This window comes from Bacillus sp. TH17 (genome assembly GCF_016651125.1).
Classification (GTDB): Bacteria; Bacillota; Bacilli; order Bacillales; family Bacillaceae_G; genus Bacillus_A; species Bacillus_A mycoides.
The window spans coordinates 2,044,383-2,067,632 of record NZ_JAEKEN010000001.1; the positions used below are offsets into that span (position 1 = coordinate 2,044,383).

Consider the following 23,250-nt stretch of genomic DNA (forward strand, 5'->3'; position numbering starts at 1 on the left):
CTATGATTAGTGAGCTTTATATTCTTATTTTCCTAATTGAATACTTTTATACAATTAGATGGAAGTTAAGAATACTAAATCAAAACATAATAGGTTGTTATTGATGAGTTTATCGTAAAGTTGTTATTTTATGTGTCATCAAATAACATTTATAAACAATTAGAAATAAAGAAAAGGAGACTATTATGAGAAAAAATAGAGTATTAGATACAACATAAATAGCGTAAAAAATTTTTGGTGTAAAAACGTAATAAATAAAATAATAATCCTTAAATGTACTAAGGGAAAATGAGGGAGATAATATGGGGAATAACTCAAAATATAAAACTAGAAAAATACTTGCAGCTACCGCTACAGTAACTATGCTTACGACTGGAATGGTTTCTTCATCAGATGTCTTTGCAGAGGAAACAAAGCAGCAAAAAAAAATATCGACATCACTGCAAGAGGAAAAGTCAGTTAAATCAGAAAACAGAATATATACAGTCCCAGGAAAAGGGGATGTTGAGGTACTGAAACAACAGGAAAGAAAAAGTATGGCATTTAGTCCATATGAACCCACTGGTTTATATGCAAAGCCAAATGAACAAATAACGATTAATGTAGAAGGAAATCAAAATATTCAAGCATACATTGGAACGTATTCGTATGATGCTTCTTGGAGAGAAGATTCTAAAATAAAATCATTTACATTAAAACCTGGTATAAACACAATCCAATCTCCAAATGGGGGGATGATTTATTTTTATAATAAACAACAAGGTGGTACCATTCGAACAACAGTCACAACAGGTGGAACGACTACTCCTTTTTTTGAACTAGGAAAGCATACGAAACAAGATTTAATAAACATGCTGGACCAATATCCCAATGCACATGCAGTGGAGTTAAAAGGAGAACGTGTATTAATTACGGCTAGCCCTGCACGTGTTAAGAAATATTTGTTAGGTTCTAATACAGATCCTGTACAACTCTTAAAAAAGATGGATGAAGCTACTCGAATTCAAGACAAAGTAGCTGGTTTATCCGAGGAACAAGTAGATAAACATTATATTCATTACGTAGAAGAAAATCATTCTCCCGATTATTATATGTATGCAACTTCTTATCGAACCGCATATGTAGGAGATGCAATCCAATACGTGTTAGATATTAATAAATTTATAAAAGATGGCTGGGGTCCTTGGCATGAGGCAGGGCATTTGAGACAGCAATCACCTTGGAAGTTTTATAATATGACAGAAGTACAAAATAATATTTACAGCCTTTCTGTAGAAAAAGCATTTACATCTAATCAATCTTTTAGATTGCAACAGGAGGGCGCTTATACTAAGGCATTTCAATACTTAGAACAACCTAATAAAAATTATGACGAAGTTAGTGATGTTTTTGTTAAGCTTGTTATGCTTTGGCAACTACAGTTAGCATATGGAGAGGACTTCTATCCTAAATTGCATCAATTGTATAGAGACATGTCTTCAAGTGAACTTCCACAAACTGATGAAAATAAAAAACAATTATTTATGATTTCGGCATCAAAAGTAGCCAAACAAAATTTGATACCTTTCTTTGAGAAGTGGGGATTACGTCCAAATAACGATACCATTCAAAAAGTGGCTGTATTAGGGTATCCAACTTTAACAGCAGAGATTTGGAAGGGGACGGATTCTAATCCAATTAAACCAGATATACCTAATGTAAATAATATTTTAGAAGGAAACAAGTTTGCATGGTCATTAAAAGGGATTAGTGATTTCGAATTTGCTAAAATCAATTTCAATAAGTCGACAGAAGAAATGCAAGTTGACTTAAAAACAGGCGTACCACATCATTATTTTAATGAAACATATGCGAGTATTAAAGTGCAAAATGCATCAGGGAAAGTAGTATACAAGAAAGACATTTATGGAAACAAACAACAAAATGCTGAATTGCAAAAAGTTCCAGTTAAAGTAGGCGATTATATTGAGTTAACACATTTAGAAGGTGTGCATAGAGCTACTTTCACAAATGTAGACAACAGTAAACAAGAGAGCTTTGGAAAAAAAGCAATGTACGAAGTTACAAAAGAAGGTCTGAAGAAAGTAGAAAAGATGCCAGAAGCAACGGTTTTAGACGGAAATCAATTTGGTTGGTCTTTAAAGGGATATAGTGATAGAGAAATCGCAAAAGTAGATTATAATAGGGTAACAGAGAAAATGCAGGTGAATTTAGAAGCAGGCGTACCACATTCTTATTTTAATAATACGTATGCAAGTATCAAAGTACAGAATTCATCCGGTAGTGTTGTGTACAATAAGGAAATAGTGGGAAATAGACAGCAAACTGCTGAAAGACAAACTGTGCCAGTCAAAGTGGGAGATTATATCGAGTTTACCCATATAGAAGGGGAAGCAGTAAAGGAAAAGACACGGGCTACACTTATTAACCTTGAGAATAATAAACAAGAATATATAGGTAAAAAAAGAACCTATCAAGTTACTTCTACGGGATTAAACAAAATAGATTAACATGAAGAACATTCAAATTATTAGTAAGATGCTAAATAGTCGTTCATTATGAACGGCTATTTGGCTTTTATTTATATAAAAGTGAAATATAATCCAATGTTTAATGATTTATCAGAAGTAAAAAGGTAGGTATTATATAAAAGAAAATGAATAATTTATGCAGAGCTTGTATACGGTATTATTATTTGACTATTCTGAAATCGATTGATAAAAACGCTGGAATGTTTTTTAGAAAACAACTGACTCCATAGGTGGAATTTGGAGGATTAATTCTATTTTGGAGTTTATTTTTATAAGGAAATTCACATACGTGGATTAGTATTAAGATTCAAAATGTAAAATATCTAAAGACCTAAGTACAAGCACACATTTTAAATAAAAAAAGTGAGAAGAATGAATAACATTCTTCTCACTTTTAGCAATTAGGGTCGGCATATACATAAATATGCGTTTGAGTGGAATTTTGGATGAAAAATCCACATGCATAGTATACCAAAATATTTAAGGCCCTTCGTATGCAATATTGCATACGAAGGGTAGGTGGATATAATAGTTAACTTACTTCTATTAAAAGTAAAATGTGTTTATATTAAAAAAGTTAAAATCCAATTGAAGCTGGTTAAGATCTTAATTCTTCATAGCTACCTAATTAATCAATTCTAGCTACTGAGTAGGAAAGAGTTAATTAATTTGAAAATGATTTGAGTAGGTAAATTCTCCGTTATACTTAATTACTGCAATATATGTCCCTTTAGTATATACATTTGTAATTGGTGTTCTCCAAATTTCTAACCCTTTAGGCGTAGTAATAAATTCTGGTTCAATTGTAATAAAGCGTTGTAAAGTACCGTCAGGGTGAACCTTGAAAATCTTCATTTTGGCACCAAAATGCGCTCTACCAAAACGTTGAGTTAAGTAGAAAGTATCTCCTGTTATGAGGTGTTCAATATTCCAGTCGGGTTGGTATGTACTATTTTCAGCTCCCTATAAATCAAAGGCTACGGGAAATATGGTAATAGCAATTCTCACATTATTGAGGGACTGGAAAAACAACAAAGACGTTCTCAAATGCATGTATAGATATTTATAACAAAGATTCAAAAAAGAATAGGTAATATAGCTATTGGAATAAGATTGTTTTTGTCTATCTCCTGAAAAGGAGGATGGACAAACCATACCAAAGAAACTTGCATTTCATTATCTATAGAAGTGTAATGTCATTAAAGTGAGATAGGATACAGGCTAATATTGAGAAATGTAAAGTTTGTAGAGTTTGAAACAAATTAAAGAAGTAACATAAGGGATTTACGCATATAGTAATGTCGACGGATAAAGTTAACGGAATATTCGTTTTAATAAGATGAAATAATAGTATTTTTATCTTATAATATTGTTACTACGATGAAATAAGGCTAATAATTAGTTAACTTAAAAATTAAATTCAGATAGGAAGAGGATAATGAAGACCAGAGATAATTATAAAATTATTGTGATTGGCGCTGGGACTGCAGGACTATCTTCTACTGCACATTTGTTACGAAATGTATCCCTATTGAAAGAAAGTATAGCTATTATCGATTCATCTAAAAAACATTACTTCCAACCACTATGGAGTTTAGTTGGGGGAGGAATTGTTTCAAAGGAATGTACGATGCGTGATCAAGAATCACTTATTCCAAAAGGAGCAACGTGGATTCCTAAAAGTGTTGTTAAGTTGTTTCCAGATCAAAATAAGATACTTTTAGATGATGGAATGCTACTTGAATATGAGATTCTTATTGTAGCAGCCGGTATACAAATAAATTGGGGTGGTATTAAAGGCTTAAAGGAGTCTATTGGGACTAATGGGGTTTGTAGCAATTATTCTTATAAATATGTTGATTCTACTTGGAGAGAAATTGAAAAATTCAAAGGAGGAAATGCGATTTTTACCCACCCCAATACTCCTATTAAATGTGGTGGCGCCCCACAAAAAATTATGTATTTAGCAGAAGAGTATTTTTGTAATGGCGGTTTGAAAAACAGAAGTGAAGTAATGTTTTATTCTGCGAACGCTAACATATTTCAGGTACCGCGTTATGCTGAAATACTAGAACAAGTACTAGAAAGAAAGCAAATTATAACGAACTATAATAAAAACTTAGTAGAAATTATCGCTGAAAAGAGAGAAGCAATTTTTGAAGATACGCAAACACTGAAACGAGAAACAGTACCATATAGTATGATACATGTTGTTCCACCAATGGGGCCACCTAACTTTATTAAAGAAAGTGAGATAAGTGATCATCAGGGGTGGGTAGATATAAGTCCTTATACTTTGCAGCATGTAAAATATAAGAATATTTTTGGACTTGGAGATTGTACCAATTTACCTACATCTAAAACTGGAGCGGCAATTCGAAAACAAATACCTGTCTTAAAACAAAATATTTTGGACGTACTTAATGGAAGAGACTTGCAGGCTAATTATGATGGGTATACATCCTGTCCGATTGTTACAGGATATAAAAGTCTTATACTCGCTGAATTTAACTATGAACATGAGCCTCAAGAAACGTTTCCGTTTAATCAAGCGAAAGAACGGTATAGTATGTTTTTACTTAAAAGGTATATGTTGCCCTATATGTATTGGAATTTAATGTTGAAAGGGATTCTATAAGGAAAGATAGAGAGTTGTTGTAACAACCGAGAAGTAATTTGAAATAAGCATTTGGAGGGAATAGCTATGCTTTTAAAATATTTTTATGATGAAAAATTAGCTCATGCTTCCTATTTAGTTGGTTGTCAGAAGGAAGGCGTAGCAATTGTTATTGATCCCAGCCGCTATATAGAACAATATATAGAATTTGCTAAGAAAGAGGGAATGGAAGTAATTGCTGCAGCTGAGACTCATATTCATGCAGATTTTCTATCTGGATCTAGAGAACTTTCCCTTCTTTTTAATGCAAATTTATATGTATCAGATGAAGGAGATAGTGATTGGAAATATCAAAATCTTAACGAGGGCCGATACAATTTGGTTAGAGAGGGAACAGAGTTTAAGGTTGGTCATATAAAATTCAATGTCATTCATACCCCAGGGCATACGCCTGAAAGTATTTCCTTTTTAGTAACCGATACAAGTCAAAATAATTATATGAATGATAAACCGATAGGAATATTCACAGGTGATTTTATATTTGTAGGAGATATAGGTAGACCCGATTTATTAGAAATTGCTGTTGGTATTAAAGATACCGCAAAAATAGGAGCGAAACAATTATTTGATTCTATACAAAAAATAAAAATACTCCCCGATTATTTGCAAATATGGCCATCACATGGTGCAGGAAGTGCATGTGGAAAAGCATTAGGAGCAATTCCAACTTCCACATTAGGTTATGAAAAGATGTTTAATTGGGCGTTTCAATGTAATGATGAAGATAATTTTATATCGAATTTATTGACGGGACAGCCAGAGCCTCCAAAGTATTTTCCATTAATGAAGCATTTAAATAAGTATGGTCCACCAACTCGTAAGAAGAGAGAGATTACTGCTATTTATATAGTAGAAGAACTTCAAGAAGTGATGAGGGGTGTTCAGCAAATAGTTGATATAAGGGATGTAGAGTGTTTTGCTGCTGGCCACATCGAGAAGTCAATTAACATACCTTATAACAATTCTTTCACAACTTGGTGTGGGGGGATATTAGATTATAAAAAAGAAACTTTAATAATTTTAGATGCGGAAAATGTTAAAGTGGAGGAAATTATTAGAGACTTTGAGTCCATTGGCTTAGATAATATTATTGCTTTTGCACCTTCAAAGGTAATTCAAAGATTCCATAATTTAGAGATTTATAAGGAAAAAACATCAAATGAATTATATCCGTTAATAAAAGATGGAAGTGTAAAGGTTATCGATGTGCGTAGTAAAAAGAGTGGGATGAAGGGCATCTTCATGATGCAATACATATCACTTTAGGTAATCTACTTGAACGGCTAGATGATGTACCGAAAAATTGTCCAATAGTTTTACAATGTCGAACGGGGTTACGTTCCGCTATAGCAGCTAGCATTTTACAAAAAGCTGATATAAAGAAAGTAGTTAATTTAAAGGGAGGATTTCTTACGTGGAAAAAAGAAGGGCTCCCCTATACAACATGTAATCAAGAAATTTGAAATATATCAAAAGAGTCAAATGGAAAGAAAATAGAATCATTTGAAATAATCTAAGGGGATAAATAATAAAATTCAATTGCTATCAGTATGGGATATATAAACTAAAAATGATTTATTAAAGCCGCATTAAACGATAAAATTAAGCACAAATATGCTGATGTGTATCTATTCTATCAAAGTACATAAAACTAAAACTAAGATATTCGAACGAACTCAAAAAGCCGAAACCCCTTAAATTAGAAACTTGTACTTGATTACCGTAGTTAAATTGTTGCCCTTTTAAAAGAGCTGGTTAGAGAAAAAAGAAAAATCTATTGGTTAGCATTTAACCGAAAGATTTTTCTTTGAATTAGCGTCTTTTATATCATAATTATTGAGGAAGGGAAATTCGACTGAGAAATGCTGTCAAATAAAAGAATAGGCTAATCTAATTTCTAATGGTCCCAGTATCTTTTATTTTGACGTGTGTTTTTACAGTTATTTTAGCCTCTGCTAATGCTTGCAACCAATCTCCTTTTAGTTTTTTCCACTCGTTATATTGAAAAGCTCTAGCATATAACGATAATCCGATAGGATCAATTTTATTCTTTTGTAATTCATACAACATATTTTGTAATTTCTTATTAATTTCTTTTTGAACCTCATTTTCTAAATTATGTATGTTTTTTTTATTATCATAATGCTCCTTAATTAAATGTGCGTTAGTTTTTTCTATTATAGCTACATTAGCGTTTATATCGAAATTAAATACAAACTTTCCTTTTTGAAAATTAACATCTATTTTCCTAGTCGCATTCTGTATTAATATAGAAGTGTTTGGTTTTTGGCTGGATTTTTTAGGTGGAAGCACAAGGTGTAGTATCATCCGGCCTTTATTTTTGGGCTTATTTAAAAGATTGAAGAACTTAACATTTTTTTAGGGATACGGCTTAAATATTTACCTTGTCGATCTAAAAGTGCAATTCCTACCGTGTCGATTTCATTCTTTGTTTTTTTTATAACTGGAACAGCTTGTGTCATTCCTTCTTCATTTTTTTCTCTCATTAATTGTTGAATCGTGGAAGAAACGGATTAATTATTTTGAATGGAGGATTCGATTACACTACTTATGTAAGATGGTAGTGATGGTTTATCGGGCTTATTAATTGTGAAAATTTCTTCTACAGGTCCATCAACAAGTACTACTTTAGCATTAATGGTAGCGTAAGGATCACGGTAAGAAGAATCAAGCTCCTGCATCCAATTTGCTTCTTGGGCCAATTTTTTCCCAATTAAAATGATTTCAGCTTTTGAGGCTGTCATATATCCCGTTAACTTCGTATCTATTTTACTGAATCCATTATATACAGTGGATGCCCGCGTCCATTGCTCTATAGTACTTCTTTGCTGTTTAGGATGAAAGAGTGGTATGCTTGTGCCCACTTTTATGTCTCCATTAGAAGTTCTATCTAAGGCGATTAACAGGATTAATGAAACCTGTTCAAGAGGGATTCTTTGACTACAACCGATTAAACATACACAACAAGTTACAATCCATATCCATTTTCGAATCAAAGTTGTTTCCTCCTAGTTAACCAAGTGAAAAGAATGCTGTATGCGAAAAAAAAGATTGGTAATAGAATAAAAAAAATGATATTTAAGATATCCATAAGAGAATATATAAACAAATATTGATCCACGTCGGGATTTAGAAAAATAAATAAGCCGACTATTAAAAACATAAAACTAACGAGCACCCAATTGCGAGCATTTTTTTGAAGTAAAATGGTCACAGATTCAAAACTGAAAAATAAATACGGATATATTGTAGTAGAAAATACAATCAAATAGTAAGCGATATATATAATTTCTAATCGTTCTATGAATGAAAAACGAACCCCTTTTAACAAATGAAATACTGGCCAAATTACGTCTTTTATTCCCTCCGGACTAAAGTATATATAAGAAAGAATAGTCACATATAGATAGAAAAACATGGTTCCAGTATTCGCTATTAGTATTCCTTTTATGGCTTTTTGTTTTTTTTGTAAGAACGGATAAATAAAATATGCAATTTCTAAGCCAGCATAAGGGGTAATTGTTTCTTTTGTTGCCTTTACAATAGGGGATATGCCATCTTTAAAAATAGGTAGTAGGTGTAAAGGATTGTAGTTACTCTTTAATGAAAACAGAAGAAATAGTGGCATCCAAGCAGTGAAGAAGAAAACAAGCATAGAATAACTAGTAAGAGCCCTTATCCCACTCAATGATAAAATAATAAAAGGCAATAGTAATAATATGGCGATTTGATAAGCAGGAGTGGAAGGGAATATCCACACTTTTATAATGTCAGTTGCCTTTAATAAAGTATTAAAACCAGCAAAAAATAGATAAAAGGCATATAAAAGAAGAAAAATTGTTCCTAGCCATTTACCAAAGTATGTTTTTAAAATCTGTGAGAAATTTTTGCTAGGACTTTTTTGTAACATTAATACAATAAATACGCCAATTATAGAAGTAACCATCCATCCCAGAATGATAGAAATCCAGCCATCTGTGCCAGCGGTAGTAGCAAGTGGGCTTGGCATAATTAACATACCCGATGCAAGTTGCAGTGAATGGATGAAAACAATAAATTCAAATAAAGTTATGTTTTGAAATTTAAGATTCCCCATGCGAACCACCTTCTTTTTTCTTTTTTTGTTCCGGCTGTCCTGTACTCGAGCGGGTGGTGATCATGGAAATAGGAAATCTTACAAAAGAATCTTTTAACTCTTGGAGACGAAATGGTGCAATTGGCAATCCATATGGTGAACCATAGGAAGTTAATGAAACAAAATGAGCAAATAAGAGCATTAATCCACTAACAATACCTACAATCCCATAAAAATAGGCTAATAACATCATTGGAAAACGAATAAGCCGAATACAACTTGATAAATCATAATTAGAAACAATAAATGATGCAATGGCGGTAATAGATACGATAATAACCATAACGTTACTCACAAGACCAGCTTGAACAGCCGCCTGCCCAATTACAATCCCTCCAACAATTCCAATTGTTTGTCCAATTGGTTGTGGTAAGCGAATACCAGCTTCACGTAGCATTTCTAGTGTGATTTCCATTATAAAAGCTTCCAATAAAGGAGAGAAAGGGACTTTAACTCTTGACGTTGCAATAGAAGTGTATAGATCTAAAGGAATGATTTCAAAGTGAAAAGAGACTATAGCAATATAAATTGCGGGTAAAAAAATAGCTATAATAAATCCTGCAAATCGTAATAAGCGAAAAAATGATGCAATGAGCCAATGTATATTATAATCATCTGGAGTCTGAAAAAATCCAATTAAATTCATTGGGACAATCATCGCACCAGGAGATCTATCAATTAACACTGCTACTTTTCCATCAAGTATATGATTAGAAATGGCATCTGGGCGTTCACTTAAATAAGCCTGTGGAAAAGGAGTCCAATTTTGATCCTTTGTAAAATTAGATAGTTCTCCAATGCTCAATACCGCATCCGTTTTAATTTTACAGATTCTAGTTTCTATTTCTTGGACCACATCTTCGTTTGCTACATCCCCTAAGTAAATTAAATAGACTAAAGAAGTGGCGCGTTCTCCAATTGTCATTTTTTTAATTTTCAATTCAGTAGAAGGAATATATCGACGAATTAAGCCTATGTTTTTTGTGGCATTCTCAATAAACCCATCATGTGAGCCTTTAATAGTAACTTCTGAAATGGGTTCTTGAATCGCTCTTTCTGCCCAGCCTTTTGTATTTATTAGAAGGGACCTCTTTTCTCCTTCCATAAACAGTACACATTGTCCCTCAAGTAATCCTTCTTTAATTTCATTCCACGTATATACTATTTTGGTATGAGTAGCAATAATATTAGAATTAAATATTTGACTGTCTTCATTCACTTCTTGTAATAATGGTGTAACAACATTTCCTTTTAATGCAACACCATCTGTAAGGCCTTCAAAATAATATAGTAAAATATTCGTGTTTGTTTTTAATTGCAAAGGATGTTCAATCAAATCTGCACTAATATCAAAGATGTTATCTAATGTATTTTTAAGTTCTTTTAAGTTACTTGTTTGGATTTTTTCAATGGTTTTATCTGTCTTTGTTTCTAGGGTCTTTTCATTTAAGGACAAAATTGACACCTCTTTAATATATAACGATTAGTTGTAGTTATTATTTTTATATGTTTGAATTTTATTCACTAATTTAAACGGATTGAGATCAAGAATAACTAAAATTGAAGTACTATATTATAAATTCAATAATTGAGAGTAAAAAAGTAGATGTAATTTGTGTAGAAATCTAAGTATCAAGATAGAAGTGAAATTTGAATGATTATAATAAAAAAGAACCCTTGATAGGTTCTTTTTAATAGTTGGTAAATATGTTGTCAACAATAGATGGCGATAAAGGTAGTAATTTAGATGTCTTTATGTTACTCAGCTGAATTTTGTAGGAAGAATTATTTTTTCATACCTCAATGCTCAATAAAAAAGTACATTTCATTTATTTGGGTGTTTTAGTGTATTTGAATTTTGCACGCTAACAAATTTTGTTTAGGGACAAAATGTGAAGTTTTATTCTGAAATAACAGAAAGTTAATGCGGCAAAATTCCTATTGGTAATTTGGATAGGTATCAAATATTTCTTTGGCCTTATTTTCTTGATATGACCGTACGTTTATATGTTTCTAAGGGAAAGAAATATTTTCATTTTTATTACCATCTATTGTTTGATTAAGATGGTAACATGAAAATGAAACGTTTACAACCAGAAAATAAAGAAAAAATATTAAAATGCGACTTTTTTCGACAAATATTCCTATAAAACGTTTTGTAGGAATTAGAAATAACTAAATTAGTAATAATAGCTTAATATATTAAAGTGAAATTCAATGAATAAGAGTCCAAAGGCATGAATTTAAATGATAAAGTTATAATTTTCTTTTTTGAACTGTAAGTGTTTTACAAGTATAGTTAAACTTTAATCCAACTAGCATTTCTTCCTTTTGTCACTAGCTTAATATGGCCAAACAATTGCAAAGAATTTAAAGCCTTACTGATTGTACTCTCTGCTATGTCTGGATATTTGTTACGAATACACTCCTTAGTAAAGGGTTGTTTTTGTTTAAGGATAAAATCCTGAATTCTCTCCACTTTAGTATGCTTACATATAGAATCTAGAACTGTATTATGAAGATCTTTGTACGCCTCTAATATAATAGTTAAAAACGTTTTTAACCAAAAGCTACTATTATGTTCCTCGCAGTACCAATTTACCGAAGATTTATAAATCGAATTGTAATATTCAGATTCATTTTTCTTAATGTATTTATCCAGACATACATATTTTACAAATGTATTTCCACTCTTAATTAATAGCAATTGCATTAGCATAAGTGCCAATCTGCCGTTACCCTGATTAAAAGGGACTATGCAATAAAAATTAAATATAAAACGAGCTATTAATAAAAGTGAATGATGGCCCTTACTAGAATTTAATGAGTTATATTGATCACATAATTGTTCCATTACTTGTGGAATAAGCTCATGTGGAAGAATGCGGTAACTATTTAAGTGCATTCCGTTTTCAGGAATACCTGGAATAGTAAACGGTTTTTCGCGCCATTTGGCACTGTCAGAGGTAATGTAATGTATTAATTGAAAATGTAATTCCTGTATAGTCTCTGGATTGATTAATAAATCACAGGAATTCTTATGTACAAAAGTAAGTGTTTGATAAAAACAAAAGATAGCATCTTCCGAAATATTTTGAGGTACTATATCATCTAAAATAAGTTCTTTTAATCTTTTATTAGGGACTTTTATATCTTCATAGGTAGTAGTAAAGTTTTTTATGTAATGAAGTGGTATGGTTTTTTCTAAGCTAGTAAATATATCAGGATTTTGTTCCTGATAAGCAGCTAATTTTCCTTTTAATTCACTAATTTCACTAATTATATTTAATAGTCTCCTTTTTAATTCAATATTTTTATACCTGTCATCGAAAAAATTTCTCATTTTTATTCCCCCTGTAACCCCTTAACATGCTGTTACATAAATCTTTCCATTCTAAAGATAGTTTACAACATTATTTTGAAATAACAATATATTTATTTTGATTTTGAACTTATTTTAGAATCAAAATTGTTATTTAAATTTGATTAACGAGTTAGAACTTATGATTAATCATGTTTGAATAAAGAATGAATATACACAGATAGAAAAGATAGTTTGACTTAAATTCCTTTTTATGAATTTACGAGATGAAAATATAATTTTAGAATTATTATTAGTGTAGTTTGCTGTATTATTGCTGGGAATTTACTAGAAAGTAACTAATTTTCAAAAATAAAATAAAGAAATCTTAAAGAGGAATCAATAGGATCTAATTTGAATAGGCATAATCCTAACATTAAATGTGCAAATGTACAATAATTAAATGAAAAAAATATGAAAATATCGACTTTTTTCGACAAAATAAAATAGATAGAAAAACAATCTAATGTAAGAAAATTGTTGCTTTAGATGGTCTCTGCATTTCATAAATTAATATTGAAGGAATTATCAAATGATTTTTACGAGTAATAAAAGAGTAGATATATAAATTAAATTGTGACAATTATAAAGTTAGCATTCTCCATTTTTATTATTTAATTTAACAAATTTAATAATAGTAAGGTGACTTTTCTATATTTAATATAAGTATTTGATGGGGTATGCTCATAAAAAGTGTCATTTTCTATATATCCATGTAGCATTTAGCACTTGTATTGCGAAATATTTTGACATAAGTTAATTTAAATATTAGGTACAGAAACATTTTAAGGAAAAGAGTCAGTATAAAAGTACCCTGAAAAATGTTTCACCCTAAAAACGTTTTTCCTCAAGAGATTTTCTCAGGAGCACTAAAGGTTTTTAATTTGTTTCTGTGCCTTATTAGATAAAAATAATATAATAAGTTGTTTAAAAAAAGTGAAAAATTCCCCCATTATAAAATGAATTCATATCACTTAACGTCCGTATGTTCTAGTTAAAGTAGGAATTTAAAGAAAAGGAAAGGGAAAGGGCTAGCTCTAGTTATAATTAGTGCAATAAATAGGGGGCTACTCAAATTTTTTTGTTTGATTTGGTAGGAGTAATATTTACGTTTGTTGGACTAGGTGTATTAAAGTGCATACCCTTTTTGATTCAACCGATGAGGCGCTAATCAAGGGTTTAATCATCTAGAATTTAGAAAGATTAAATATGAAACTGAATTTTCTGCTAAATTAGTAGAGACTAAAACAATCCCCTTAAATTGAACTATTCACTACTTAACGTCCTGATAGATTGTTTGAAGTGTTAGTAGGAAAATATAAAAATAAAAAAGGATATTCTACTCTTCTTTTATGTATATAAAACAAAGTGTAAGGTAAGTTCCAGATCCAAAGTGTTTTATTTAATATTCATTCAATCTCATGCGTACTACTTTTATTTTCTTAAGAGCATGTATTTGCGTGGATGCTCTTAAGAAAATAAAATGCCTAAAAAAATAAGTATAAACATACATTTTAAAAATTGATATATCGTATATTATAAAAAACTCCTTGTTCTTCAAATAACGAACAATACAATGTGAATGAAACTCTCAGCAGAATTTACATATAGAATTCACCTTAACTCAAAAACCCACATTTTATGCAAAATTATACTTGCTGCTATAGAAGGGTGGGGGTTAACATGACCAAAACTTGGTGTAGGTTCGTATTCCTTGTAAAATAAGTGATTCTTTACTGTTTTCTCTAGTTGTATCTATTAATGATTCATCAGGTTTCCTTCCAGTGGAAGGGACATAAGTTGTTACTACCCTTGGAAATATATTAATAAACACCCATTCAAATTTGTCGATATTTCTATTTCCAAATTCTAATGTTTCAATTGGCTTAATTGTATTTTCTCTATCAAAAAATTTTATTATGTAAAACCTTTTTGAGAGGTCACTACTATGTTCAATAGTCCAAATTAAATTTTCCATTTTCTTGATTTGCAACAAGTCCATTTCCAAAAATCCTTTCATACATAAATATAGCGAATGTTCCTATTCTATACTATATATTTTGAAATTTAAATAGTTATCTTATACGATAGGATAAAAAGAAGTTAATACTTTAAAATTTATCTTAGAAAAGGACACACCTACGCATACATATGCTATAGGTGTGTCCTTTTTTAGTTGTTTATAAGTTTCCTACAGAGTTATTGAAGTAAAGTTTCAACAGTGTCTCTATAGTGAAGTGAGATTCATTATATAAGATTCATTTAAACCGTATATTAAGTTCATATGAATCGCATATTGGAATTGTACAATATGAGTGTAAGGCGTTTCTGGAATTATATTATTTTAAAAATATAAACTTCAATATACCAAAAAATAAGAATATTAAACCGTAATAATTTTAGAATATACTTCTAATTAAAAGACGTGCGGAAATGCACGGATAACAAAGGAGAATTTCTTATGACAATGTATAAAGGTGAAATGAAAAAGAGTGTAATAACTGAAGAGGATGTAGATATGTTAAAAATAATGGCACATCCAATTCGATTGCAAATTATAAACGAGTTAATTCAGTATAAAAATGTAATGTTACACAATTGACGGAGCTTTTAAAAATTCCACAATCTATTGTTTCCCAACATTTATTGAAAATGAGAGGCAAGGTGCTAAAGGCTGAAAGAAAAGGCTTAGAGATGTACAATTATATTACTAATGTAAAGGCGAGTCAGATTGTAGGGATTTTAGGTTTGTAAATAAACAAAACTTCACACATATCATTATAAGTAAAGCACAGAATAATCCCCCCACAAATAAGTGGGGGATTTCTTTTATGACAAAATATCAGTTTTTTTGAGGAGTTTCACGATAGTCACCATGTTCTAATGTGTTAGTATATGAAAAATTTTGAAAGTGCTAAAATGTTTGATATTATTCACTAGAAGTTATGTCGCAAAAATCTTTTAATTTCATCAAAAGCTAAGTGACGATGACCAGCCTGACAATGTTGTTCACCACCAGTTTTCTTAGTGAAAACTACAGAAGTGATGGAGGCTGCATTACATAGCTCCGATTCGATTTGCGGTAATCGGCTAATTGGAACGTACTGATCGTCTTCACCAGCCAGGAGCAATACTTCTTGATTTATGAACTGACCGATTCCTGCCATCGTATGTTTTTCAAAGTTTTTAAGTAAGTTAAATGGCGTTTTTTCACCTGTATTTTCCATACCTTTTTTAACTTTCCAGTTCAGGTCGATGCTGGTGGCCATCATTTGTTTAAACATGGTATTAATTTTGTCAGCTTCATTAGTAGCCAGAAGCGTGGTCAATTTATTCCAGATATTATCCGGCATGCGCATCTTGAGTGCATCAAGGCCACTATAAAAAATATTAAAGGCGATGACTTTGTCGATTCGTTTTTCAAAAGCGGCGGCACGCATTGCTAAGTAGCCGCCCAAAGAAGCTCCGAGAATACTAACACGGTCAAGTTCGAAATAGTCAATGACTGTGGAAACGGGCTTCTCCCAGTTGTGGATGAATTTTAAGCCGTTTTTCAGTGCTGTTCCTTGTCCAGGTCCATCAAAAACTATAATATTATAATTGATTCCTATGAGGTAGTTCATCATCTTCATCATTTCCTCCATGTAGGAATCGTAGCCTCCAAAGAAAAGTAGTGTATTACATGCGCCTGGTGTCATGAATTTAATTGCAGGAAGATAGGAATCTTCATAAGGAATTTGATAGGTTTCATACTCAAAGTCATGAAAGCCCTTATAAAAAGTTTCACGGTATTTTTGGTACACTTTTTCTTTTTTTGGATCGGATGATTCCATATAAAACTCGGCAGCCTGATAATAAACCGAAGCCAGATCGAAGTCTTTCTGATGCTCCCGCATTGCTGCATATTCTATCCAAGTGTTATACCAGCTGTCCGTGTCTGTAAGTCTTGGGATGATGGCTTGCAAATCCTGATTTGCCCGCTCATCGTCTTGATAGAAATCGTTGAAAAAACGGTTAATTTGCAAATTGAACTGTTCGTTGTTTACATACTGTTTAAACATAAAATCCCTCCTTATATTTGACTACAAGGTAAGGATAAGAGAAGTATATTAAAGAAACAACAAGCAGGAAAGGGTAAGAAGTACGAAATCGAACCATAAGGATATAAATGGTTTGATAAGCAACTTTGGGAAGGAGATTGATTATTAATGGGAGAGGATGTTCGCGTTTATAAAACGAAGAAAAATATTTCTAATACACTTATTACCCTCTTGAACGAAAAAGAGTTTGGGCGAATTACAACTAAAGATATTTGCATACATGCTATGGTGAGTAAGTCCACATTTTACAGCCATTTTGCAGATAAATATGATCTTTTGGAAAAATTAGTGCAAAATTATGTCTGCTGGTTCAAGGAAGAAATTGAATTTCGTTTCGCATTAATAGAGAATGGAAATGTGGCTCAAGCTATTAATATGATAACCGATAAGATCTCAGCGCGAAAAAAAGAGGTTGCAACTTTACTCCATGTACGTGTTCCCTCAGCGGATTTACGTATAGAATTAGAAGCCATTTTATATAATGCCTGCTATTCCTATTTGAAAGAGCAGCAGGTTGAAGTAAGTGTGCCGATTGACTTTGTAGCTCAGTTGTATACAGCAAACGCAATGGTGTCAATTAATTGGTCGCTGAGCAACGATAAAAATCCAGATGTGGTTAAACTAATTGATAATATGCAGGGATATGTTTTTGATCTGATTTTGTCAGGTGGCGAGAGAATGTAATAAATCATGAAACCTGCTTAATAATGTAGTTATCGTGTGGGGGTGTGGTTGTAAAAAATTAAGTAATCGATATTTGGATTTTTTGTGAATCTTTATTGGTTTTTTATAAACTCTTTACTACATAATGTTACAAAATAGAATTAATTTGCTTAATTTATCCCCATATCAGGTTAATAAATAAACTAAATGTGTTTATGTTATTGAACTATTAATATATTAGTAGGTGATTTGTTCGTTTATCCCTATATTGCTATTATATTAGCATAAACAATATATTGGGGGGACAAGTATGAATTTGAAATTAACATCTAAGTTAGAAAGATTAAGAAAAAGTAAAAAAGGAATTGGTGCTTGTGTTTTAGCTGCAGGGGTGACGGCAATTACAATGATTCCTCAAAGTGCATATGCACATGGGTTTGTTGAAAAGCCGAGTAGTCGTGCTGCTTTATGTAGTCAGAATTATGGAGCATTAAATTTAAATTGTGGAAATGTAATGTACGAACCTCAAAGTCTAGAAGCACCTAAAGGATTCCCAGATGGTGGACCGATTGATGGGAAAATCGCTTCGGCAGGAGGACTGTTTGGAGGGATTCTTGACCAACAAACATCAAATCGCTGGTTCAAAAACACAATAAAGGGAGGAGCAAATACATTTACATGGAAATACACAGCGGCACATTCTACAAGTAAATGGCATTATTACATTACCAAAAAGGGATGGGATCCTAATAAACCATTAACACGTGCTGAATTAGAACCAATTGGAACTGTGAAACATGACGGTTCGGCAGCATCAAATAATTTAACACATACAATTAATGTACCAACTGATCGCAATGGTTATCATGTTATTTTAGCTGTATGGGATGTAGCAGATACGTCAACTGCGTTTTATAATGTAATTGATGTAAATCTAGTAAATAATGAAGCTCCCGATACAGTAGCTCCAAGTCAACCAACTGGATTAAATGCGTCTAAAGTTTCTGCCAATAGTGTTGAACTAACATGGAAGGCCTCTACTGATAATATAGGTGTAAAAGAATATCAAGTGTTACGCAATGGAGAAGTAATTGATACGGTACCAGGTACAACTTTTATTGATAAAAAACTAAAAGCAAATACGGAATATACCTATACAATAAAGGCATTAGACTCTGCTGGAAATATATCAAAAGAAAGTGAAAAACTAAAGGTTAAGACAACAAATGCAATCCCAGATATAGAGGCTCCGACTCAACCTAAAGGATTACATAGTATGGGTACAACAGCGACAACTGTTGATTTGATGTGGAGTCCGTCTGAAGATAATGTAGGTGTTGACCATTATGTTGTATATAGAGAAAACGCAGGGGTTATGAATAAAATTGGGACAACGGATAATACATCCTTTGTGGATAAAAATTTAAAGGCAAATACATCGTACAAATATGTAGTGACAGCGGTTGATTTAGCTAGAAATGAGTCTAGTAGAAGTGATGTTTTAACTGTAGAAACAAAACTAGATGGCTCTACTTATGAAAAATGGGATGCAAGAAAAGCATACAATAAAGGTGATAAAGTAGTACATGAGGGAAAAGTGTATGAAGCGGTTCAAAGTTATCAAGGGAACGGCGATCCAAATTGGATTTTTGCACTATCGATTTGGAAGCCAGTTTTAAATAAATGATAAGTGGAAAAGGGTAGTTATTACTTATTCTATGTGCAATACCGGAACAGGGGTGCAATTTTTACTCTTCATCCCAATATATACGAAATGAAATTATTAAAGAACCCCAATGGTATTCCATCAAAAAGGAATTCCATTGGGGTTCTTTATTTTTTAATTTGTAATAGCGTATATTTTCACTGTAAATTTGTTAGTGGCACCAAGTGGGCTTGCAATATAATATTTAGTATTCGTATAAGCTTCAGTCCTAGATCCATGTGAAATATTTTTCCAACGAATAGAATCTGTACCTAGGGAAACATCAATCATTACATTGAAAGAAATAGTAGAAGGATGATCTTTTTCTGAAGGCTCAATAATCCATTTTAATTCCTTAGTACCTACAGGTAAACTATCAATTTTAAAGTTTTGACTGGATCGATTTTTTTGACCGGATAAAGGACTAGATTCGGAAGAAATTTGCGAAATTAATATTTCTTTTTCATTCGAATGTATACCATTTAATTTAATGATACTATCAATTAAACCTGGTCCAGGAAAATCAGCTGCAATGATACCAGTATGTTTCATTCCACCTTGTTGTAAGAACTCAGTTCCAAGTGTATTCATTCCACCATAAAATACTTGACCATTTATATCACGAGGGAAATCTTCCCACGCATTAGTTGTAGCTTTTTGAATCATCTTGGGGTTACTATCAGTATTTCTGCTCTCTTTACCACTTGCAACAAACCAAGGATAAACATTATTTAATAATGCAGCAGCACCACTTGTGCCACTAAAATGGTTAAGATAGATTTTATCATTATTAAAATTATTATTTGCATTTTGAAGGTGGGTTTTCACCGCATTCCATTTTTCATACATTCCGTCGGGTCCGTTTTCAATTTCAAATGTATCTTGTATATTTAAGCTATCGTAATTAATACCATATTGCTGAGAGGCTGTAAAGTTTTGTAAGATTACAATTTTCCCTCGGATGTCTCCTAGAGTAGGATTATTTCTTTTTGAAGTTGGTACAGAACTCGGATCCCAAAAATAGGAAGAATTAAGATCTTTGTATTTATTAAGTATTTCCTCGAATGATAGTGAGCCACTTTCAGGAGTAGTTTCTTCTTTTAAGCGCATTAAAATTGTTTCTGTAGGATGATCTTTTAAAAATTGAATTGCCTCTTTTAATACATCTTCAAACATTGCTTTTTGATTTACAATCCCATGGTACATTGCAAAAGAATCTTTTACACGTTTAACACGCATATCTACATATCGAATTCCGGAATTTAATTGTTGTGGTAGACTCATAGTTTGATTTCTTGTCAAATTTTCATCAAGAAAACTTGCTCCATGTAAAGCCATTGTACCGTGAGTCCCTGGAATAGATATTTCACTCAATTTTGTTGAATCTGCTACTTTCGACATCCATGCTGGGTTTTGATAGCCTATATTGGATTCATAGGAATAACCTGGATGACTATCAGCAAAAATAGTAGATGGTGTACTTAAACTTGCTAGTGTGAAACAAGTAAGGATACTAATTTTAAAAAATTCCTCATTTTTATTTTGTTCATTTTATCTCTCCTGACTTTTAAACAATAGATATAATAAAACAAGATGATTTTTTACTACATCTATTGTTTTCATTCTTAAAGTAATGAATTTTTGTGTTTGAAAAAATCAAAATAGGGTAGGAAGTTATTTGAGATTTTAATAGTTTGTTGTAATAAATTGTATCTAATAGTCAAACGGATTCTTAAAGAATTGAAGCATAGATAGGTAAAAAACAAACTTTCCGCTGTACTGTATACAAACAAAACAGAAGTCTTAAAAAAGACTTCTATTTTGTGACATATAATGAATGATAAGGTGGTTAACAAATCAAGATAATGTGACTGAGTGGTAAAAATCTATTTATAGCTGTTTCAGAATTTCTTATAACAAGGCTACTTAGGAAAAGTGGATCTCTACAATGCTAATAAAAATTTAAAAATTCTATTCATTAAAACTTAAACTAACTACAGTTGCGATAGATTGGGCTGCATGTTCCCAGCTTCCATCTATAACTTTCCCAATTTGTTGACCAAGTGCATTTAAATCATTTGGATTTACTGGAATCCCATTATACGCAGCAAGAATTGATAAAAGTGGAGCAGTAAATGGTGTCCAACCACCTCTATCAATATTAAATACAGGCTTATCTATTACCTTTCCATCTTGCACTGTAAACTCATAATAAAATTGATCATCTGGACGAAAACTTAAATGATGAGAAATTTGTCCCTTAACATATGTTTTACCGCCACCTAAATTTACTACTTCAATTGGTTTTACATTAAATTCATGCTCAAATACTTTAATTTTTTTAACTTCTGGACCATTTAAGGCAGCTTTAACTGCTGTTTCCAAATTATTTTGTGCAAATGGTTGAATACTCATCTGTGTCTCTTCTTGTTGGATAGGAGCCTCTTTTTCAGCAGCAAACACCGATGTACTTGGTAGTGCACCTGTAGCCAATGTGGCTGCAAGTGCTGTCGTCATCATGATTTTTCTTTTCATCTTCATAGTTTTCTTCCTCCCTTAAAGTTATGATATATAATTTTTTAAAGACTGACATGGGGCAATATTTTATTTCATAATGCACGCAAAAAAATAGTTTAAGAATTATGTGAAATTATGTCAGAAAATTAAAGTTAATTATATATGCACTTACAATGATAGCTATCTACACATGTTTTTTCAATTTTCTAATAAATAATACAGTAATACCTTTTCATAAGGCAATTTAGTGTTTCAATTCTCTCTTTGTACGTTTTAAACAAATTAAAATCGTAGTGGTAATAATATATTTGTAATCAAATGTCGTATATACTCCGAGAAAAGTACACAATATTTTTATAAAAAACTATAGGAATTATCATGATATAGTTATCAAACGAAGTAAGATAAATGTTAATATTATGAAGAGATTCCAGTGATCTGCTATAAAGTTACTGAGAAATGAGCATGACATCATACACGCATGCGATTGAAAAATTTTATAAGTGGCGTATAAAACTATAACAAATACTACAAATCAATTAAAAAATTTCAGTTATTCTGAATGCGAAGGGCACGTAATATTTATTGTGAACTGTAGTACTGATTAAGATTTTAGGAGGAAGTATGAACAAGAAGATTAAAAGAATCATATTAATTATTGGTATATTAGTAGGCATTAGTATCTTTTTATATTTACAAAACAATTTAATAAGTATAACTGAGGTTAAAATAACCTCTAGTAAAATTCCCTCTTCTTTTAAAGGATATAAAATACTACAAATTTCAGATTTACATAATAAAAAATTTGGTGATAATCAAGACGTTTTAATTCAAAAAGTAAAAAGCATAAATCCAGATATTATTGCTATTACGGGTGATTTAATAGACAGTAAATCGTACGATGCAGAAATGAGTATGCAAGTAATACGAGAACTTGTGAAGGAATATCCGGTATATTTTGTGACAGGAAATCATGAAAAATGGTCAGGGAAATATAACAGTTTAGAAAAAAAATTAAAGAAACAGCATGTCACTGTTTTAAGAAATGAACATGTAATAATACAAAAGGGAGGACACGAAATAAACTTGTTAGGAATTGATGATCCGGAATTTAATACTGGAGATATTGATGAAGGAAGTATTGTAAAAGATGCAATTGTAAAAGCAAAAATTGAAACGCTGCCAGATAGGTATAATGTATTATTATCCCATAGGACTGAATTTTTAGAAGCATATGCTGATGAGCAAGTAGATTTAGTGTTATCGGGTCATGCACATGGGGGGCAAGTTCGGTTACCTTTTATCGGGGGATTAGTTGCTCCTAATCAAGGAATACTGCCCAAATATACAGCGGGTTTATATGAACAACAAAATACGTCTATGATAGTTAGTAGAGGATTAGGCAATAGTATCATTCCGCAAAGAGTTTTTAATAGACCTGAGATTGTAGTCGTGCAGTTAAATTAATCTGTACGGCTTTTTTGTTCAGGAGAATAATTTAAAGGTAGTTTTTCTTGAGTACAAGTTTCCATTACAATTT

Annotated in this window: 12 protein-coding genes and 4 pseudogenes; 7 read left to right on the forward strand and 9 right to left on the reverse strand. The window is 31.6% G+C overall.

Features of this window, described 5'->3' with window-relative positions:
* The first annotated feature begins 302 nt into the window (after positions 1-302).
* Entirely contained in the window at positions 303-2,510 is a 2,208-nt protein-coding gene (locus tag JFT95_RS10340) for a M60 family metallopeptidase (protein ID WP_201052150.1), read from the forward strand.
* Positions 2,511-3,191: 681 nt separating this feature from the next.
* On the opposite strand, the gene JFT95_RS29535 is transcribed toward JFT95_RS10340, so the two are convergent.
* A complete protein-coding gene (locus tag JFT95_RS29535; RefSeq protein WP_087944691.1) occupies positions 3,192-3,458 on the reverse strand; it encodes a DUF5065 family protein in 267 nt (88 codons plus the stop codon).
* A gap of 511 nt (positions 3,459-3,969) precedes the next feature.
* Here JFT95_RS29535 and JFT95_RS10350 point away from each other — a divergent pair.
* Together JFT95_RS10350 and JFT95_RS10355 are read left to right on the forward strand one after the other, a co-directional pair.
* On the forward strand, positions 3,970-5,169 hold the full coding sequence (locus tag JFT95_RS10350) for an NAD(P)/FAD-dependent oxidoreductase (RefSeq protein WP_201052152.1): 1,200 nt from the start codon (positions 3,970-3,972) through the stop codon (positions 5,167-5,169).
* Positions 5,170-5,235: 66 nt separating this feature from the next.
* A pseudogene (locus JFT95_RS10355) lies at positions 5,236-6,671 on the forward strand (MBL fold metallo-hydrolase).
* Positions 6,672-7,098: 427 nt separating this feature from the next.
* Here the strand turns inward: JFT95_RS10355 and JFT95_RS10360 are convergent.
* The 5 genes and pseudogenes from JFT95_RS10360 to JFT95_RS10380 all read right to left on the reverse strand — a co-directional run bounded on the left by JFT95_RS10360 (position 7,099) and on the right by JFT95_RS10380 (position 14,727).
* Positions 7,099-8,225, reverse strand: a pseudogene (locus JFT95_RS10360) (Ger(x)C family spore germination protein).
* Positions 8,222-9,325 carry a GerAB/ArcD/ProY family transporter gene (locus JFT95_RS10365; protein WP_002127474.1) on the reverse strand — a complete coding sequence of 368 codons (1,104 nt, stop codon included), beginning with the start codon at positions 9,323-9,325 and terminating at the stop codon, positions 8,222-8,224. Before JFT95_RS10365 ends, JFT95_RS10360 begins: the two are co-directional and overlap by 4 nt.
* Complete coding sequence (locus tag JFT95_RS10370) at positions 9,312-10,820, reverse strand: spore germination protein (RefSeq protein WP_002085466.1); 1,509 nt, start codon at positions 10,818-10,820, stop codon at positions 9,312-9,314. Before JFT95_RS10370 ends, JFT95_RS10365 begins: the two co-directional genes overlap by 14 nt.
* Positions 10,821-11,663: 843 nt before the next feature.
* A complete protein-coding gene (locus tag JFT95_RS10375; protein ID WP_201052154.1) occupies positions 11,664-12,707 on the reverse strand; it encodes a Fic family protein in 1,044 nt (347 codons plus the stop codon).
* 1,696 nt (positions 12,708-14,403) lie between these two features.
* Positions 14,404-14,727: a hypothetical protein gene (locus JFT95_RS10380; RefSeq protein ID WP_002127477.1), complete on the reverse strand. Its 324-nt coding sequence runs from the start codon at positions 14,725-14,727 to the stop codon at positions 14,404-14,406.
* A 459-nt stretch (positions 14,728-15,186) separates the two neighbouring features.
* On the opposite strand from JFT95_RS10380, the pseudogene JFT95_RS10385 reads away from it, so the two are divergent.
* Positions 15,187-15,479: pseudogene (locus JFT95_RS10385) on the forward strand (ArsR/SmtB family transcription factor).
* 182 nt (positions 15,480-15,661) lie between these two features.
* Here the strand turns inward: JFT95_RS10385 and JFT95_RS10390 are convergent.
* Complete coding sequence (locus JFT95_RS10390; protein WP_201052156.1) at positions 15,662-16,786, reverse strand: alpha/beta hydrolase; 1,125 nt, start codon at positions 16,784-16,786, stop codon at positions 15,662-15,664.
* Positions 16,787-16,933: 147 nt separating this feature from the next.
* Between JFT95_RS10390 and JFT95_RS10395 the strand changes: the two genes are divergently transcribed.
* On the forward strand, positions 16,934-17,509 hold the full coding sequence (locus tag JFT95_RS10395) for a TetR/AcrR family transcriptional regulator (RefSeq protein ID WP_201052158.1): 576 nt from the start codon (positions 16,934-16,936) through the stop codon (positions 17,507-17,509).
* 289 nt (positions 17,510-17,798) lie between these two features.
* Positions 17,799-19,175: a lytic polysaccharide monooxygenase gene (locus JFT95_RS10400; protein ID WP_201052159.1), complete on the forward strand. Its 1,377-nt coding sequence runs from the start codon at positions 17,799-17,801 to the stop codon at positions 19,173-19,175.
* A 153-nt stretch (positions 19,176-19,328) separates the two neighbouring features.
* On the opposite strand, the pseudogene JFT95_RS10405 reads toward JFT95_RS10400, so the two are convergent.
* Both JFT95_RS10405 and JFT95_RS10410 read right to left on the reverse strand, forming a co-directional pair.
* A pseudogene (locus JFT95_RS10405) lies at positions 19,329-20,743 on the reverse strand (phosphatidylinositol-specific phospholipase C).
* A gap of 421 nt (positions 20,744-21,164) precedes the next feature.
* Positions 21,165-21,734: a hypothetical protein gene (locus JFT95_RS10410; RefSeq protein ID WP_002127485.1), complete on the reverse strand. Its 570-nt coding sequence runs from the start codon at positions 21,732-21,734 to the stop codon at positions 21,165-21,167.
* Between the two features lie 600 nt (positions 21,735-22,334).
* On the opposite strand from JFT95_RS10410, the gene JFT95_RS10415 reads away from it, so the two are divergent.
* Positions 22,335-23,177 carry a metallophosphoesterase gene (locus JFT95_RS10415; RefSeq protein WP_201052161.1) on the forward strand — a complete coding sequence of 281 codons (843 nt, stop codon included), beginning with the start codon at positions 22,335-22,337 and terminating at the stop codon, positions 23,175-23,177.
* Positions 23,178-23,250: the final 73 nt, after the last annotated feature.